The following is an 18,659-nucleotide window of genomic DNA, read 5'->3' as shown; positions in this document are numbered from 1 at the left end:
ATGGACTGCCCGGCAGCCCATCGGCACGTTCTCGAGTCACATCGAAGGCCCGAGGCCAGCGCCTCAATGCAAGGTACTGCGCGCCTTGAGCCGCGCCCGCTCGATGACCTCCTGCCAGGTATCGTTTTCGTCCTCCGATACCGTGAACCAGGGATATACCTGCACGCGCTGCTCGTAGTTCGCCCACTCGCCTTCGACATCCTCGCCATTGGCGCGCACGATCCTGCATTCGCGGCCCAACGCATCGTAGAAATGCGTGTCGGCATAGATCCCTTCACGCGCACTGTCGTCGCTAACCCAGCGCCAGTCGTCGAGGTAGAACGGCAACCACTTTCGAACCGCCTGCCCCTTGTTATCGAACTCGGTCTTGCCGGTGACCGCCCAGCGCACCTCGGCGTGGGCCAACACGGCGTGCCCGTCCTGATCCTGGGCAAGCCCTCCCTGCTCAGTGCGCACGAACGCCTCGCCGCCCGGATTGAGGATGGCGGCCTGCAACAACTGCGAGCCGCCTGTCAGCGACACCTGCACGCGCACCTGTTGCTCGGGGTCGTTGTCATAACGGTCGGGCTGGATCTGGATTACATGGGGTGGCGTACGTCCGGCCATGAACAGGTCGCCAGACACCTCGATGCCATCCCGACGCAAACGCTGCACATCCCGCTGCCAGGCCAATGCACCGCAACGGCGGGCGCCCGCGATACGACCATCGGCCTGCAGCGCCAATGGCATCCAGCTGTCGACCACGTTGGTGAATGCCATGGCCACCGGCACTCCCTTGCTCTCGTTGAGGGCCACGGCTTGCTCGACCGTGCGAGGGGGCGTGAAGGCAGCATCGGGGGAGAAGCCGCTCATCACGGCTTCATCGCTGCCCGCCGGGGTTTCGGTGCCATAGAAGCGCGTATGCATCACCCGTCCCAATGCATCGAGGCTGCTGGTGTGGGTGTTGTCATTGGCGTCCTTGATCTGCGCCGGCTGCATGAAGCGCCAGTCATATACCTCGACAGTGGAGGTCAGACCGGCAGCATCGGTCACCCGGCACACGGCAATGTCATGGGCGGTGTACTGCAGTTGACGGGGCCCAATCACCGTACTTTCCTGGACGGTGTCGGGCGTCCAGAAATGCTCGGCGCCGCGATACCCTGAAATGCCGTGATGGCCGCAGTACGCCTCTTCGACTGGCGGCGCCCACGGGATCGATGGCGCGCCTGCGCCGGAGGGATCGTGCGGCTCGGCCAGCTCTTCGGCGTCCTCCGCTCGGCTCATGGCGACATAGCCGCCACGCTTGAGCAGCTCGGGCAGGGATTCGGCCTGCACCCGGGTGTCCAGCAAGTGCTGGACGTCTTCCAACCATGCCTGCAGCTGGACAGGCCGGGATGAATCAGCGCCGCGCGTGGCAAGGTTGGCCAGCACGACTCGCCAGAACACGCTGTCAGCACCAGTCACGGCCAGTCCGTCCGCCACTGCGGCATGCAGCTGCTGCAGATCCGCGCTGCCTTGCGCCTGGCCGGCGAACCATGCCACCACCGCTGGCAGAGCCGCATCGGCCACACGGCTCTGCTTGCGCAACGCCGCCTGCAAGCCCTCCGGCAACGCCGCAGCGTCGGCCTGGTACAGCCGCTCGCGCAAGGCGTCCACCGAAATCACTGTCTTGAGCGCCGCGCGCAGAAGCCCGAGCGCCTGCGCGTCGTGGGGCGAGCACTGCAGATAAGCCATCAGCAGCGGGTACGAGGTCGCAACCGCCGTCGCTTCCGGCAAGCGCTCGCGCACCCGACGCAACACTGCCGGGTCGGCATTCGGGTTGGCCAGCGCCTGCTCCACCAGATTGCCCAAGGTCTGCTCGAAGGTCGGACGCAGGACGTCCAGTGAAGCCTTGTCGAGCATCGCCGTGCGGGTATAGGCCAGCAGTGCCTGACGCGAAGGGACCTTCGCGGCGCCTGTACCATCGGCTTGTCGCCAGACCGCCTTCTCGTAGCCGACCAGCGTCGTCCTCTGCGGATCGGCCACCAGCAGCTCCTCCACTGCCAGGTTCTCCACGCTGAAACCGTCTTTGGGCACGTCGCTGGCCGTCAACTTGATCACATCCCGACGCGTGCCATCGGCCAGACCGATGACAAAGTCATCGCCACGGGCCAGGTTGTGCACGCGAGCGCGGGTCAGGTTGATCCAACAGTCGTACTGCTGCTCATCGCAACTTGCCTCGATCAAGCCCGCCGGCAAGCTGTCGGGATAGATCTGCCGTTCCCCCTCCTCCTTGACCAGGTCCGCCTCGCTCAACTGACGCGGATAGTTGACAGCTGCACTTTGCAGCACGTTGCCATACAGGTCCTGCGCGAGAACAAGCGTCTGGGCGACCACCGGGTCCTCCGGTACCCGCTCGCAACTGAATGCCAGATGCTGGATCGGCGTCACCAGCGCACTCGGTCGTTGTGGATCGGCACTGGCCATGGCCCGGATCTGCAGGCGCGAGCGCTCGAGCCTGTAGGGGTTTCCTGCACGCGGATGGCCATCTTCTCCATACACCTCGATGCGCATGACCTGGCCACGGGCCGCGCGGTACAGCCAGGCGCGCAGCGCCCCCGTCACCTCGAGCGCCTCCTCTGCGTCGTCGCGCCACTGGGTGAAACGTGGTGGAGCCTGAGGGAATCGGGCATCCATGTCGACAAAAGCACCGTCAGCCGCCGCATCGAGCGCCTCCACCCCGGTGTAGAACCAGGTGCAGGTACGCGAGGGCGGCGACAGATGTGCCGCCATCGACCGGGCCACTTCATGGGTGTCGGTCTGGATCAGGCGCCTGAACCCGGCAAATTCACGCTCGCGGCCATCCCACACGCCGCCGAGATAGGTGGTCTCGCGGCCCATGCACACGCCGGTGATTTCATTGAACGTCGTGACCCGGCTCACGGTATGGACCGGGAACGGCAAGTAGCTGACCGGGGTCTGGCCGCGGGCCAGCTGTTCGGCCTTTTCATCGAGCCAGGCCTGGGCCGAGCTGCGGTACTGCAACTCGGTGCGGTTGCCGATGTTGTCGACGATGGTCGACAGCAACCACGGCCGGTGGTCGTTGAAGCGGTACAGCCAACTGCGGCGTTTTTTTTCAGGGCCATGATCCGGCGCCGTCACCAGCAAGTCGGCAGTACCTTGACCACGGATGTCGGCCACCTGCAGCTGGGTTTCACTGTCCAGCGTCACCCCCGGCGGCATCTCGATCGCAGGCCCCTCGACGAAACGGTTGCCGCACTGGCTGATGAACACACGGATACGGGCGGGTTCCAGGTAAAGGATATCGGTGGTGCCTGTACCGTCGGTGTCGGCGAGGTACACCCGCGAGGCGTTGAAATTGTCCACCTTGAAACCAGGGATACTGATGGCCTCGTCGAACCGGCCATAGCCCAGGGACGGCCAGAGCGTCACGCCGTCGCCAGTGATGCGCAGCAGGTGCGACTGGCCACTGCCGGCAGGATCGGCGAAGGCGACCAGTTGACGGTCGGCCTTATCCAGTAAGGGTAGCGCTTCGCGCCCTGCGTATTGTGCAGTAACCGCAGCCAGCCAGCCGTCGGCGCCTGCGCTGGGGTATAGTCGCACGCTCCGTGGACCGAGGGCGTGCAGCATGACCACATCGGAGCGGCCGTCGCCGGTGAGATCAGTCATCTGCGCAGCCGGATGACCATACTCGCTGGGCAAGCTCAACAGGGGTTTCCACGCCCCCCAGATACCGTCGGGCGCCAGCGTGAAACTGCCACGCATTCCCTCCTCGGTGATCAACCACTCGGGGCGACCATCGCCATCCAGGTCGGTCAGGCTGCCAGTGCTATCGGCCGGACGCTTGGGCAAGGGCCACGGCGCTCCCCAGGTGATCGCATCCTGCTCCGCGCCTCGGGTCTTGCCCGCCCGCATCGGCGGCCGGTAATGCCAGGCGTCCTGATCTCGGTACAACAGGCCTGGCACGCCTTCGCCCAGCAAGTCGGCCATCTGCCATGCAGGGGCCCAGAATCCGTCGAGCGCTGGCAGCGCTTCCCAACCGGGCGTAGCCCTGCCCGGTCGGGTCAGCTCGAACTCCATCGGCGGCAAGCGACAGTCGGATACGCTCGACAGTTGTTGCGCCGACACCAGAATGCTGCTGACCGGGCTACTGTCGTACTGCAGGTGTAGTCGCGCCACCAGCTCTGGCGTGTCGTCGGCCTCGCCGTTCATGCGTGCGGTGCGGTGCCAGAGCAGCACATCGCGGCACAGCCGGCGTATGCGCACGTTGAACCCATAGCGCCAGAACGAATGGCAGTCGTCGCGCACCGGCCAGTCCTGCTCCGGCGCAAGCCCAGGCACGCGCTCGGGATCGGCGCCGCGCTCGCCATAGTCGAATTGGGTGAAGGTGAGAAAGTCCGTCTCGTCGAAGCCGTCTTGTGGAATCAGCAGCGCCTGCGAAGGCGTGGCGTTCATGGCGTAGACAGCATCGGCATAGAGGTTGACGACGTGCGGGTGGGCCTTGAGCTCCTGGTCGCTGCAGCCCTTTTCGTCTTCGGCGCGATAACGGTACACCAGATGCTCGCCACGAGCCGAAACCCGCTCTTCCAGATACCAGCCCGCCACGCGTTCAGGGGCTGCCGGATCGTGCAGACGTGCAGAGGCCGACCAGCCAAACAACGAAAGACTGCCATCGGGCTGCCAGTGCAGCCAGAAACCAGGGTCAGCCACGGCGCCTTTGACCACCCAGTGCTCCAGACGCTGCGAGGGCGCACCGCTGCGCAGGCACCAAGGGGTAACGCTGTAGCGCTCACCGTCAGAGGTCTCGGCGAACGGCAAGCCTGTGCGGTCATGGGGTGCACCCGCCTTGAGGACTTCCTCCCCGGACGGACCGACCATTCGGTCGTTGCCGTCGTATTTAGGGAAACCGAAGCGGGTCATGCAGAAGATCGCCGGCAAATCGCAATCCCAGCCGGCGCCAAAGGCGCTGTTGCCGCCGCCGGAGGAATAGTGCAATGCCAGTTCCGCCGACAGCGCACGACCAGCCGGCGATGGCAGGGGCATTTGCCAACCAGCCGAACCATCCGGGCCACCCGCCGAAAGCATGCCGCCACCGACCGAGACCGTGCCGCCGCCCTTGGGGAGGGCTGGGGGGGTGTAGAAGGAGGCGTCTCCCTCTCCCGTCGCGGGAGCGGGGGCCTGATCCGAAGCAGCAGTCTGCTTTTCGTGTGAATACCCATCCAATGAGTCGGGCATGAACCCCTCCTGTGACCCGTTCCAACCTACCTATGCATGACGCGCAGCATTGATCCACGCAGGCACATTTCAGACAGCCCCTAGGCTCTGTACGAAAAGCCTTGATACTCGGTGATGCTGCGTTGAACACAGCCTGGTGCGCCAGCCCGGTCGCAATGCTCATTTACAACCCGTAAAGCCGAGCGCGACTCTGACCGTTCCTCGGCTGTTTTCGCCTTGCCTGACCTTCGTCTCAAGACTTTTCATACAGAGCCTAGGGCAAACGTACGGCTCCGAACGCTCGTCATTTGTCAAAAGGCCAAGAGCGGCTTTTGCAAATCCCTCTTTAATCGCACCGTTAACGCGGCCGGATATATGGAAAGGAAAGCGGGCACGGAAAGTCGGGGCCTCCAATGGTCAGTATCGGGACCGTACCAGGAGGAGGGCCCAGGTTCCACGACAGACCTGAGCTTCTCAACACCCTAGTTACATTGAATGGTGGAGTTGGCACGAACCCTGGATCTGGACTGCTCGACAAGGATACTAAATAAGCGTGATTGGCAAGTGGACTACCCTCAACGGGGACCGCGACAAGTTGTATATCCGGGCCGGTGCTCGTCAACCTAAGAAGTAATTCGTTAGCACCGCTGCGGGACAGCATCACATTCGGCACGACCGTTATCGACTTATCGAAGCCGTCGACATGAACTGTCAAGTTGAAATGACCACTGGCCTCGCGACCTCGCGTATTCCAACACACCCCCGCCTGTGAAAGTATTACTTTTGAGCCGAACGCGGGTAATGACCACATGTCGTCCTCTTTCAGCGTCGGCGACTTAAATTCCATCCAGGCCGAGGGGCGGGTAGCAAGTAACGGGCTTCCCGACTTGGCCACCAATGTCAATGCCAGATACTCCTCGCGATAGAATACCTGCGGATCAGACGGAAAATGGGGTGTATAGATCACCGCTGCTTCATCTGCCAATTTGCTGGATAACAGTACACATGTCGGCAGTGTCCGAACGGTCGAAAAACCCGCGACATGAAAAACCAAGGAGAATTGTCCACTGAGGTCGCCCCCCGTCACCTCCCACTCCAGCCCCTCGGAAGACATCACTCTTGGCGCACCAAAATCGGGAGAGGCCGATACATCCCCTTCCTTCACACTGCCTGCGGAGAGTGTCATCCATGCCTCTTGCTCAAGGTTTGCCAGGGTGCTACCAGGCTTCGGCACGAGCACAACGGTCTGACCCACCGAACGCCGAAACACCAACAGATCGTCGACAACGCGCCCCTCTACCTTCACATCCACTTCATCTGTCAGGTCTTGCGACAAAGCACCGCCCGAGGTCAACGTCAGTGGTGCTGGAAACGCACCTGTCTGAATGCTCAACCCGAATGTGCCCGGAGCTTCGGCGGTCAACTTCCAGCTCAGGCCTGCAGTGGATATCGGTCGTCTGTCGTTGTAAGTCGGAAGCGTAATCAGCTGCGCCTGGGGCAAACTTCCGTCGACGTACTCGATCCATGCTTCGCTCAGGAATTCTCGCTCTAGCGGACTGCCCATTTTCGGCACGATACTCAACGTGTGCTCTGCTTTAGATTGAATAACCAGCGGCTCGACCAGAGGCACCGCATCTATCAACACGTCGAACTCATCCTCCATGCGCAGCGACAGCAGCAAGCAACTGCCCGTCACCAGGGGCTTCGAGAAACCCGCCACATGAATGGCCAACCCGAACACACCGCTTGCCTGTTTGCCCAGCATCTCCCATTGCGGCTCACCCTCCGTGAACCCCTGCTCAGCCTCGTAGTCCGGATAGGCCTCCATCTGCTCCGGCGCCAGGTCATCTTCCACAAACGTCAACTTGACCTTCAAACCACTTTCAGCCAACGGGCTCCCGTTTTTTGGCTTGACCCCGACGTAGGACGGCACCATGCGCCGGAATATCCAGGTCGATTCGTCAGTGCCACGCTCATCGTCATAGATCAGCTCGGCTTCGTCCGCCAAAGCCCGGGACATCAGCACGCAAGTGTCGACGACCATCGGTTTGTCAAAGCCCTGCATGTGAACCTGCACCCCAAAGGTGCCACTCACCTGCGCACTGGTCAGAGTCCAGCTCAACCCATCCTCCAACATCGCCCGCCGCTCACCGTAACTGGGCGCGGCAACGACACTGGTCGGTTTCAGGCTGCCGTCGGTGAAGGTCAGCCAAGCTTCTGTTTTCATCTTCGCCAGCGGGCTGCCGGGTTTCAGGGTGACCTTCAGCGTCTGCGTCTCCTCGCGCCAGAACAGCGCGGGGTTTGCCGGCACAGCGTCTGCAAGCGTCAGCTCGATCTCGTCCTCGAGGTTGGGCGATAGGCGCAAGCCTTTGAGTGACAGGGGCAAACTCAGCGTCGGCGTGATGACTTCGAGCGTGAAATGATCCCGCTCTACACCAGGCATGATGGTCCAACTGACACCAGCAGCAGTCATTTCCTGCGGTTCGCTCGGGCTGAAGGTAATGTCCAGCTGTGGTGTGCCTCCTGGCCAACCCAAGGCCACCTGTTCGCCTATGAAAAAGTTGTCCGCAGACTTGGGCTTCAAGGTCAACGTATGCTCGCCGACACTGTCCAGCACCAGGTTGACCTCATCGAAATCAGTGATTGGCCTGTCGTCGAACAACACGTCGAACTGGGCCGACCACGGTGAGCGGGAGTACACAGGGATAGCTTGTAGTTTGTCGCTTTCTGCGCCAAGGCCATCAGTGCATCGGGCGCTGAGCTCGGCGGTGTAGAAGTCGACACCCTCCTTTTGCTCAGGGATGAATTCAAGTGTCGACTTGCCCTGCTCATCCGTTGGGACAGTCTTGTAGAGCACATCGTCGAGGTACCAATCCACATTGTGACCAACGATCGTTCGCGCTGATGCGACAAGGTTGCCCAGCGTTGCGGTCAACCGGGTACTGATACCCCACTCCAGCACCGGCACCACGCCATCCCAGGCCACCTCACTCACTTCATAGCGAAAATCCCCCAACTGCGCCTGGAGCTCATGCTTTTCGGCCCGCCAGTAGCTACCCAGGCCCAGCGGTAGCGCGCCGGACATCACCTCCTTTGCCGCACTCGCACTCAAGCTCCAGGTACTGGTCCCGGCCTCCGGTTGCGGATAGCGGCTTTCCTCGTCGCTGTCGTCGATATTCAGCGACGGATTCGTAGTCAGCCCGTATGTCGTGGGTGACGTATCGGGATTCCCTGGCCACAGCACGCTCAGCTTCTGCCCCTGCCAGGCATCGCTGACGTGCAGGCTGTACGTGGCGCCATGGCACAGTTTGAACGGTGGCTGGGCTTGCGGAGCAAGCGATGGCTGATCAGGTCCCGGCGACAGCAACACGCTCCCTTCGAAGGGTGCCAGGTGCACTTCGGAAATGATGTTGCGCAGGCTGAGTTCCGTCGCCCTCGTGCCAACGGGGGTTTCGAACGCCACACGTATTGTCGATACGCCCGGGGGTATATCGATGATCTTGGGCGTCAACGTATGCCAGGTAGGTTCGGCTTCGGGTCTGGGATCTTGTTCGTCAGCCTGCTCGGCGGTCTCCGGGTTCTTGAGCGCTTGCTCATGAATAATCTGGCCTTGCGAACCGCCCGAGAGTGCGTAGACCCTGAGCCAGCAACTGTCGGTGAAGTACAAGACGTTGTACTGGCAGCCCAAGGCATATCCCTGTGCAACCCACTCGGGCAAACTGAAGTCCTGGTAGAGCCGACCCTCCTGGAAAAGTGAAAGGTACGTGCCGTCCCTGGCATCGTTTTCACGAAGCTCATAGCTGTCTTTCTCTTCGGAGAACCACACACCTTCGAGGCCAGCGCTTTCCATTGGCTTCTGAATGAAGGGATCCTTAAGAAAGTCATGCCCTTTGGTAAGGCTTTGCGCACGCGTCGAAATCGACCGGATACCCTGCACCTCATCACTATTGCTCATGATCCTTCTCCCCCCCATTGGACGGCACGTGCAAAACTCCCGGCCGCGTCTTCCGACAACAACGCCTCGACTTGTTGCTCGAACAGTGCACCGCCATACCGTGCGAGGTAGCGCACCTCCATGACGATATCGCTCAGCCCCTGGAGCAGTTCGGTTTGCCGGGCAACTCGCGGGAACTTCAGGTTCCAGTCGGAGACGGCGCCAGTGCCTTCGAACGGCAAGTAACGGTCATCGCTCTCGGGGGCCGTGACCAACCCGATGTCCTGCGTGGCCGACGACAGGCAGACCTGTTGGCTGGGTCGCAAACTTCGCATGACGTAGCGCCCATCCCCTTCACCCTGGTCCAGCTGCGGCGACAGGTACTTCACCCCTTCGATATCGGCCTTGGTCAACAACCGGCTCTGCGTCTGGGTCAATGTGGCGCGGATGTTCTGGTAAGGCCCCAGCAAAGCAGGCAGCGACAGCGCCACGCTGTGCAGGCGCCGCAGGTAATGCCCGGGGTAATCCTGGTTGAACAGCGTTTCGCTAAGGCTGAAATCCAGTTCGCCGTTCTCGGCCAGCGCCTCGAGCAGCGCCGGCCAGTCACCAAGCGCAGCCCCATTCTTGTCGAAGACCAGGCCCTCTTCGATCAGTGCACGCAGCGACACGGTCTTGCGCAGTTCCAGATGACGCTCATTGCGCAACAACGCTTCGGCCTCCAGGCGATGCAGGTCCAGCCGCAGTTCACCTGCAGCATTGAGGCCATGCCGATCGGCCTGCCAGACCGAGGTACGTACGATGCGTTTGTCATAGTTGCCCGTCTCGTACTGCCAGCAGGCTTCGGCACTGTTGCACAAGCCCACCGCGACATCGAACAACGTTGCATGCCAGGCGGTCACCTGCGAACGCAGCCAGCGATAGAGCGATACGTTGGTCGATTTGCTCTGGTAGAAGGCGTACATCTGCTGGGCCTGGTCCAACACCTTGCGGCTGTGATCGAGCGAGTTCCTCGCGGCCTGGGTTGCGCAGGCTTGTACCTTGCTCTGCTCGGCGATCACATCGATGTCCTTGCGGGCCAAGGTTGCCTGCAGTTCCCAATCCTGTCGGCGACGCTTGTAGACTGACGTCTCGCGCATGATGTCACCGGAGATCTGCAACGCACTCCCTGCCAAGAACGAAAGCTGAGCAACACTCATCATCGGGGAGGTCTTATCCCCTGTGTCCTGCGCCATTCCAAAGATTCTGGGCACCATCTGTGTCGCGTAGTAGGCGCTCATCGCGCTGGTACCGAAGGAATTAATTAACCCACCTGAGTTATGGACAACCATCGTCTCGATTTCCAGAGCAGAGATGTCCTCTTCGACCAGCTTGGTGTAGTGGGCTTGCCGAGCCTCGGCACAGAGCGCCTGCTTGAGCAATACCCCTTCCTGCTGTTGCTGCTGCTCGAGCAACTGTTCCTGGATGGCAATGGTGTATCCGGCGATCTCGGCGGCATGTTGGTATTGCAACGCTTCAAGCCCGGTGCGCTCCTCCTGCTCCATGAGGACACGCAATTGCTCGGAGAACTGGGTCAGGGTCGCCACCACCTCATGAGCCTTGGCGATCAGAGTACGGAAACGATACGGCGGCACCACCGTGCGCTGGCCCATCAGATGCGACAGGTTGGTACCGCCCCCCATGCGTGCCATCAGCAAATCGAAGGGGTTCGCAGGTGGTGCATACAGTGGCAGCACCATGGGGCGTCCATCGAGGGTCAGGAAGTGCCGCAGGTTGTAGAAGCGCTCCGCCAGCAATTGCCAGATGTCCAGCAACTGCTGATTGACCGGCAAGCGGAAAGCCGGATGTGCCGCCACCCCAGCCCAGAAGAAGGTGGACAGCTGCTTGGGCAGGTTGGCCGGGACGATGTCCTGGCCACTAGCGGCCAACGGCATGTCGGCCGGCCCGACAGCGAGCACGTCGCGGACCGTTTTGGGTTGCCAGGTATTGATCGCCCGCGCATCCGGCACCTCTCCCATGAGGTCCGCGGCCATGCGGTACAACAGCCAGGCGTGGGCCAGGCCGTCACGGGTCTGGTAGCGATAGTGCTGGTCGGCTTCGCCGATCAGCATGTTCACATACTGCACGAACACTGCCTTGCGATAATGGGACGGCGCGCGCAGCGCGATGACATGGGGCTCGATCAATTCGTGGTCGAGACCTGCCGCCTCGGTGTCGTCCTGAAGCAACCAGGCGCAGTTCCAGTAGTCAGGGCCCGGGGTCGCCCTGGGCGGCTGCTTCTGGTACGGGTTGAAGATCAGCCCCAGCCAGCGCCGGGCATCAGCGAAGCGCTCCTCCTCCTGCAGACGTGATGCGATCAGGTGAGGGACATGGAAGAACAGCTCACGCAAGTAGCTGCCATAGGCATCGAACATGTGCAGCAACGGGTCCGCCGCACTGGGATGCCAACCCTGATACACCGTGCCGGCCAGCTCCTTGCGGTATGCCGGCTCCTGCCGGTGCTGCGCATCCCAGGCGAACACAGCCTCGGGCGAGGCTTCGGCGCGATTGATCAGATCGGTAACATGCTGGGAGTTCAGCCGCACGGCCAAGGGGGCGTTCTTGCCACCAATGGCATCGAAGACGAGGAAGTCGCTACCGTCGGACTGTTGGTGAATATACGGAATCGTTGTATCGGCCAGACTCGAGATGGCGCCCCAGTTAACCGTGAAGGTGGCGGTTGCTTCACCAGCGGCGGTAACTTCGAAGGTTGCCGAGCCAGTCGCAGCAACGTTCTCCAGACGGCTCCAGGTGCTGACGGCATGCCTATTGAGAACCCAGAGCCCCGACCAACAGGTTGTCGATTTCTCGCCTTGCTTATGTACGAGTTTCACTTCCGGCAAACAGACATTCTCGTTAAGAAGAACGCTTCGGTTTCCCGCCCCCACCAGCGCCACGCCCGCCGTTTCGTCGACAATGACCGTGAAACCCATGCCTTCACGGATGTACTCCTTGGTAAATGGACGCGAAAACTCCGGCACATCGATCTTTGCCTCAGCCTTAAAAAGGCTGGCGAAAGAATGGCTAGAAAAGTCGGACCGTTTCAATACAGCCACGTCTTTTCGATCATGCTGGAGTGTGACGGACTCAAAGTTCGGAGCCCCAAACGTAACGGCAGTAAAAGCAAGATAAGTTACACCTTGTGATTCAAAGGCTTGAAGTTGGAAATCAAAGAGAATGCCGTTGTAATAAAGAATCATTCGGTCAATCGACAAGACCACAACCTTAGCAACCGTGCGCAACTCGCTGGAGCGCGCACGTACTCGTAGTGAACGCCCCGACAAGCCCTGCTCGAACTCAGCATCGAGTGCAATGTAAGGATTGCCACTTCCCTTGATGCTTTTCACCTCGGCATCAACCGCTGCAATACGCTGCGAAAAGGGCAAGCGGCCCGCACTCCCGGTGAATCGCCGAGAAAGGGCTTCGCTGGCAGCAGAGTCGATAGCCCGCTCAGTACCACGTTTCAAGACATCCCGTTGAAGGACGAACTTCTCCGCCCAGGCTTCATCGTTCGAGGTCTGGTGAACAGAAACGAACAGTTGATCGTCATCGCCGTTCACGCGCCCCGCCGCAACCGCCATCACTCTGAACCTCTCCACCTCAGGCGGTATCTGCGACGGGGTGTCAGGGCCGGTAACTTCGACGTCGTACTTCCACAGTGGCTCCGGGGTAGTCCACTGGTTATCGAGTCCAAGATGAATGATATCCAGGGTCAGTGCATACGAACGCTTGTCGGTTGTTTCACCGTTCTCACCGAGGACCTTTGTCGGTGCGGTGAAGTACCACCAGATCACATGCAACCGACCACCGAACAACACCGGACACATCTGCAACACTGTCGTGCCCGGCGGAATGCTCACCGGTTTCCATTCCGTCCACGCATCGGGCTGGATATACGTGGAGGCCTCGTCCAGACGGACCTGGACCTTGCGCCAGTAATAGGCGCAAGGCGTCGCATTGTCCTTGCCCAGCAAGTAGTAATCCGCGTTGGCGTAGCCATACCCCGGGAACCGACCCTCATCGCGGTGTCCTTCGCGATAGTCGATGTAACCGGCCTGGACTCGGATGTTGTTCAGGAACTCATAACGTTTCAGATAGTTCAGCAGCGCCTTCTGAACACCCGCATCATCGATCCGGCCCTGCGCCAGGTCGTTCTCCAGGGTTTTGAACAGCTCCGTCTTGTCCAGGCGCAAGTCGGCCCGGATATAGTTTTCCGGGTAGTCTTCCATCATCTGGTAGGCCGCCCATAACGAGTAGGTCGACATGGCCTGCTGCCAGAAAAGGGTCAACCCGGGAGCGAAATCCTTGCCGTAGCCCTGTTCGATATTGTTGAGGATCGCATTGACGTAGGTCTGGACGCACGCGATTGCCTCGGCCAACGCAGACGTGGTGACCTCGGCGCTGACCTGGGTGTCGGTCATCAGGTAACGGTCCAGGTGATCGGCCGTCATCATGCCCAGGCTACCGGCTTGCAGCTTGTCCGGCAGTACGTGGTGAATGGCATACGCACTCAGTGCGTCGCGCCATTGTTCCGCGAGTCGGTGGCTCAATTCAGTCTTCATGTGGGCCTCGCTGCAAAAGCTCGAAAGTCGAAGGCGCGGCAGTCATTTCCGTACTCCCTTGATGACGACATCGGTCAGGTTCGACGGATAAGCGGCGTCATAGGAGAATCCGAACTTCAGCTCTACATCCGTCTTCAGGGCCACGGGGCGACTGGTGATGGTCCAGGTCACGCCGTCGTTGCCCAGTTCGTTGTCGGCACCCGGCGCAGGCGAGATCACCAAGCCCAACGAAGCTGCCGAGTTGCGACCACTGACGTGAAGAGACATCTGCTGGCCGATCAGCGAATGGCCGGCAGCTAGGCGATAGGTCAAGGTGTGCGTCGTTTCCCCTTCGGAAGGCGGCGTAAAGACGATCTCCCCCTCCAAAGGTTTGCCGTCGAATTCGATCATCAACCCGAGAGGCTCGATGAAAGTCACCTGTTCGAAGGAATGGGACTGCTCCTTGCCCCAGCTCGCGGTTACCCTGCGCTGGCCAGTCGTGGTGCTTTTGAGATCGAAGCGGGCAATACCATCGCTGCCTGTCAAGCTGACAGCGGGCTCGGCCGCACGAGTGCCACCTTCACTGACGCTCCAGGTGATGGGGTAACGCGCCACGGGGATCCCTTCGGTCGTGGCGATATGGATTTCGTACTCCACCGTGCTGATGCCATCGGCCAACGGCCAGCTCCCGATCTTCCTGTGCTGCCGTAACGTCGCATCGGCAAGCACGTCGAACTCGAGATCCTTGCTGTGATAGGCCTCTGCGGTTTCGTCGGCAGTACTGAGGGTCACGGTCACCTTCACCCGACGAGCCGTACCGACCTGCAGTACGGCTCTACCCAGCCCGGCTGCATCAGAGGTTTGGTCGGCACTGACCAGTTCGCCCCCTTCACACGACCAGGACATCGCCTGACCAACGACCGGCTCACCATCGAGCCCCAGGACTTTGGCCTGAACCGTGATCGGCTCGTCCACGACCAATGCAGATTGCAGTACGAGCGAATTGACGTAGGGCCTGTCGGCGAAGCCAACCTGCACCACTGTGACGTCATCGGGCTTGCCTGCGTACCACGCACGGATCACGCCCGAGCCTGGCTCCCGGCTTCTTAGCGCAATCCGGCTGTAGCCGGTGTGATCCGTCAGGGTTTCACCGGTGTTGTCCACAAAGTAGCCGATGGTGGTAGACCAATTGACCAGACGATCCACCCCATTATTGTCATAACGGTCTACAAGCAAGGCGGCCAGGCGATAAATGCCTTGTCCGCCTGCGAGCTCCAGGGGCGTCGTGTTACCCGGTCGCCCTTCGATACTGCGCACGCGCACCGTCTCTTCGTCACAGTCGATCACCACCGGCGGCGCGAACGCCTTGCCATCGAGCAGGTAGCTGGCCTGCACATGGGCGCTGCCCATCTTCATACCTGCCTGCAGTCGCACCGTGGCCACCCCCTCCTCGTCGGTGTAGCTGGAATGGGACTGCAAAATCCCGAGATCGGTGGACCAGGTGATGCGAATATCTGAAACAGGCTCGTTGTTCATATCGAGCAGTTTCAAGGCCACCGTGGTTTCCTGATCAGGCGCGCGTGCGATCAGGCGTGTTTCACTCACGGTGCAGCGCGAGGCCAGGCTCTGACGCAGCTCTGCCTCGTTGCCGCGCTCCGCGCTGTCGCTCTCAAGGCTGCTGAGCATCTCTTGTGCGGCATCGCGATAGTCCTGCGTGCCCGAATAGGCGGTCAGCCTGCTGAGTTTCATCAGTGATTCAGCACTCAGCCCCGTGGTGTCGCTCAGCAGCTTGGTGTCGACCACGATGCGCAACTGAGTCAGATCGCGAATGATGCCATCCGGCGAGACCCGGGCAGCCACGTCCAGCACCTCACGGATCCCCCAGCCCAACCAGGCCGCAATACGCTGGGCCGCCGCGTCCCTGAGCAGGCGCTGTTCATTTGCGCTCAGATCCTTCAATTCCTCGATTGCCGAGAAATAGCCCAGCAGCTGTGCTTCCGATTGCTTGGCCAGGCGCAGGCCACGGGCGTAGCGTTCCAGATGGTAGAGCGTGTGCAAGGATAATTCGAAGGCGTCGATGCCGAACCGGGCGCGATGCGCGCGTATCAGCAGGCTGGAGAACAAGGTGGGCGTCAACTCGAAACGTGTCGCGATTTGTGCGCAGCGCTGCATCCGCTGCACCAGCCCCAGCATGGCCTTCATGGTATCGGACTGGGATTGCTGCGGGTCGAAGGCCACCGCGCTCTCCAGCAGTTGGTGCACTGTGCCCTCGGCCCAGTAGACCATCGGGATCGCCATGTCGGCATTGACCCTCAGAAGCTGTGAAAGACTCTGCTGAACGACGCCCCATTGCTGCGAACGAATGCGCAGGACCACGCCGAGAATAATGCCGGTCAGGCGCTCCTTTTCAGCGCTATCCATATCCGCCAACTGGCCATGGTCGGCGCCGGCCAACTGATCGACCGCGGTCTTGACTTCCCGCTCGGCAAATTGCTCGTACTGCTCAGGGTCGAAGTCCTGTTCAGGGTCGCCAGTGTCCGCCAGCAGGCCGTTCTCATCGACGACCTGCTCCAAGGCTTTCAACCACTCACCCGCGGGCAGGGCCACAACACCGGCATCCAGCAAGGCCTGCTCGAAGGCCTGGAAAGGTAGCAACTGAGTCTTGAGTTCGCCGAACAGTGCAGAGATTTCCTGGGGCACCACATCGGGCGTCTCGACCGGCAGCAACTGCTGCACGAGCCAGCTGATCGGCAGGTCCTGCTCCTGACACCAGAGCACGCAGTGGCTGATGGCATGGATGACGCTAAGGGTGTCGGTCTGGGCAAAACTGCGGTACATGGCATTCTGCGGTGCTCCCCCCAGCTGCAAGGCATAAAGCCCCTCGGGGCTCAGGGTTTCCAACAGTGCCAGCAGCTCGATGGTGGTGATCGAAAGCAGACGGGCCAGCATCGTCACGCGGTAGAAGGCACTGACCACGCGCACAGAGCGCTGCAATTTGTCGCCCCCTTGCCCCTGCATCACCAGACGCGACAGGTAACGGAACGTCTGCACGTTGATGCCCAGCCCGCGGCATAACTGGTCGACGGTACGTTTGCTCGCGACATCGTCTCCCGAGAGGCTGAAGTCGCTGCCGTCGAGCACCAGACGCGAAGTAGGGTCGCTGTTGAATACCCGGTCGAAATGGCTCGCAGTCGCGCCGATGCCGTGAACGGCCATATCCGAGAGCAGAACGGAAAAGTCTTCAGCGCTGCAGGCAAAGCGCTCTCGCAAGAACTGGAACACACCCAAGGCCCGATGGGTATTGACCGTCATCCATAGCGGCGAGTCATCGGACTTGATGCGCCTGACTTCGGCGACCGCGCGCTTTTCCGCATCGATTGCCGCACACACCACCTGGTCGGCCTGGGCATAGGTCAGCTTCAACGCGGTGGCCACGCGCACCAGGCGTTGGATGCGGTCAAAACGCATGTCGGACAGGTTTTCGAAGGTGTGCCGCTGTGGGTCCTGCGCATCGCTGACAACCCCAACCGGCGCGGCCCCGCCGCTGTTGATAAAGCGCGCGACGAACAGGGCCGGCGATACCTCCTCGGCCAGCACATTGCGGGTCACGTTGTCGGAACGCGTGGGCGCATAGGCCGCCAGGCCGAACAACGACTCCATCTCGTCCTGACTGATCTGCAGCACCTGACAGAAGCTCACCACCTTATGCAGGTGCATGGCATTCGGTACTCCGAAATTGTCCTCGTAGAACGCCTTGTACCGCTCCCCGGACTCATCGGCCTGTGTCTTTGGCCCAGGACTCTGCGCATTGCCGCCCTGCGACGCCGCGGTGCCGAAGTAGGGAACCTCGATCAGTAGGGCACGCAGCACCGGGCCAAGCGTAGCTTCCTGCTGCAGCGCGGCATCGGACCAGGGTGAATGCGCGCCGGCCTGGATGAAGTAAGGACTGTCGATATCCGACAGGCGTGCCACATCGCCCATCAGCAGCGAGTTATGCGACAGCACCGTGTGGATCTGCTCCCAATACGCTTCATAGGGGAACTGTTTGATGGGATAGCGAACCTTGAGCAGCTTGTCTTCAGTCGCTGTGCGGTCACTGTCCGCTTGCTGGCGATGCTCTTCGATCAGCTGTTCCAGGACATGGATGATCACCTCGACCTGCGGCAGTTCACGGTTCATGAACGCCTCATCGATCAGGCGCTCGAACAGATCAGGGCGCCGAGTTTTCAGCGTCAGGATCATATCGGCATCGCCCTGGGCCTCGACGTGCTCCTGAATGAACGTCAGTAGATCGATGAGGTAGGCCACTGGCGAGGTGGTGGCATCCACGGCTTGCGGATGTGCGTTATTGCCCCAACTGGGCAAGAACTGATTTTCGAAGGTGGGGCCTCTGGACAAGTCCAGAGGGCCCCTCAGCTCATCGGAGGGGCGGCGCGCCGAGGCACTCAGGCGCTTTTCCCGGAAAGCACGCATCACCGCCGCTGCTGCAACATTCAGACGCCCCTTGAGTCGCCGGGCTTCGTCGCTGTGCAAGCCCGGATAATGCGCCATCAGCGCATCGGTCGTCTTGCACTGCAGGTCGATGATCGAGTCTTGTTCCAGGGTCGCTGGGGCGATTTTGACTTTGATTCCCGGCTCGGTGTCCAGCAGTCTCTCAAGCAGACCAACTTGTTTGCGGCTCTGGCGTTTAGCCATGGCGTCCCCCGGGCGGTGCTTAGCGTGAGCGAACGAAGCAGGCCTGTATATACGGTGGCCCTTTCGTGGATGTCACTGGATGCTAGATACAAATACGCCCGCACGAAACTGACAGAAATAACAGGTAGCCAGCCGGGAAAGGACTGCCGATACAGCAAAACCTCGGCTAGCAATGTTTCGGCATAACCAAACCCAGGCAAAGAACCCCCATTGCTAAACGAACAATAATCACGTTTTCATTCAGCGAGTTACCTGTCACA

General features: G+C 60.8%; 4 protein-coding genes. All 4 read right to left on the bottom strand.

Annotated elements, in window-relative coordinates; translation table 11 throughout:
• Positions 1 to 63: 63 nt before the first annotated feature.
• The gene (locus F6X62_RS06355) at positions 64 to 5,214 is read right to left on the bottom strand and encodes a SpvB/TcaC N-terminal domain-containing protein (RefSeq protein WP_153772996.1); all 5,151 of its coding nucleotides are present in this window, start codon (positions 5,212 to 5,214) and stop codon (positions 64 to 66) included.
• Positions 5,215 to 5,551: 337 nt separating this feature from the next.
• Positions 5,552 to 9,148, bottom strand: a complete 3,597-nt coding sequence (locus tag F6X62_RS06350) for a hypothetical protein (protein ID WP_153772995.1) — start codon at positions 9,146 to 9,148, stop codon at positions 5,552 to 5,554.
• Positions 9,145 to 13,725 carry a neuraminidase-like domain-containing protein gene (locus tag F6X62_RS06345; protein WP_153772994.1) on the bottom strand — a complete coding sequence of 1,527 codons (4,581 nt, stop codon included), beginning with the start codon at positions 13,723 to 13,725 and terminating at the stop codon, positions 9,145 to 9,147. The genes F6X62_RS06350 and F6X62_RS06345 overlap by 4 nt, the downstream gene beginning before the upstream one ends.
• A 42-nt stretch (positions 13,726 to 13,767) precedes the next feature.
• Complete coding sequence (locus F6X62_RS06340) at positions 13,768 to 18,399, bottom strand: Ig-like domain-containing protein (protein WP_153772993.1); 4,632 nt, start codon at positions 18,397 to 18,399, stop codon at positions 13,768 to 13,770.
• Positions 18,400 to 18,659 lie beyond the last annotated feature (260 nt).

This window comes from Pseudomonas sp. MNR3A, assembly GCF_009650575.1.
In the GTDB taxonomy this organism is placed as follows: domain Bacteria; phylum Pseudomonadota; class Gammaproteobacteria; order Pseudomonadales; family Pseudomonadaceae; genus Aquipseudomonas; species Aquipseudomonas machongensis.
This window is presented reverse-complemented; position numbering and strand designations above follow the sequence as displayed.

What these genes read in the sequence shown, in the direction of transcription:
- F6X62_RS06345 (WP_153772994.1), bottom strand. Translation starts at nt 13,725, where the DNA reads ATGAAGACTGAATTGAGCCACCGACTCGCGGAACAATGGCGCGACGCA.
- F6X62_RS06355 (WP_153772996.1), bottom strand. Translation starts at nt 5,214, where the DNA reads ATGCCCGACTCATTGGATGGGTATTCACACGAAAAGCAGACTGCTGCT.
- F6X62_RS06350 (WP_153772995.1), bottom strand. Translation starts at nt 9,148, where the DNA reads ATGAGCAATAGTGATGAGGTGCAGGGTATCCGGTCGATTTCGACGCGT.
- F6X62_RS06340 (WP_153772993.1), bottom strand. Translation starts at nt 18,399, where the DNA reads ATGGCTAAACGCCAGAGCCGCAAACAAGTTGGTCTGCTTGAGAGACTG.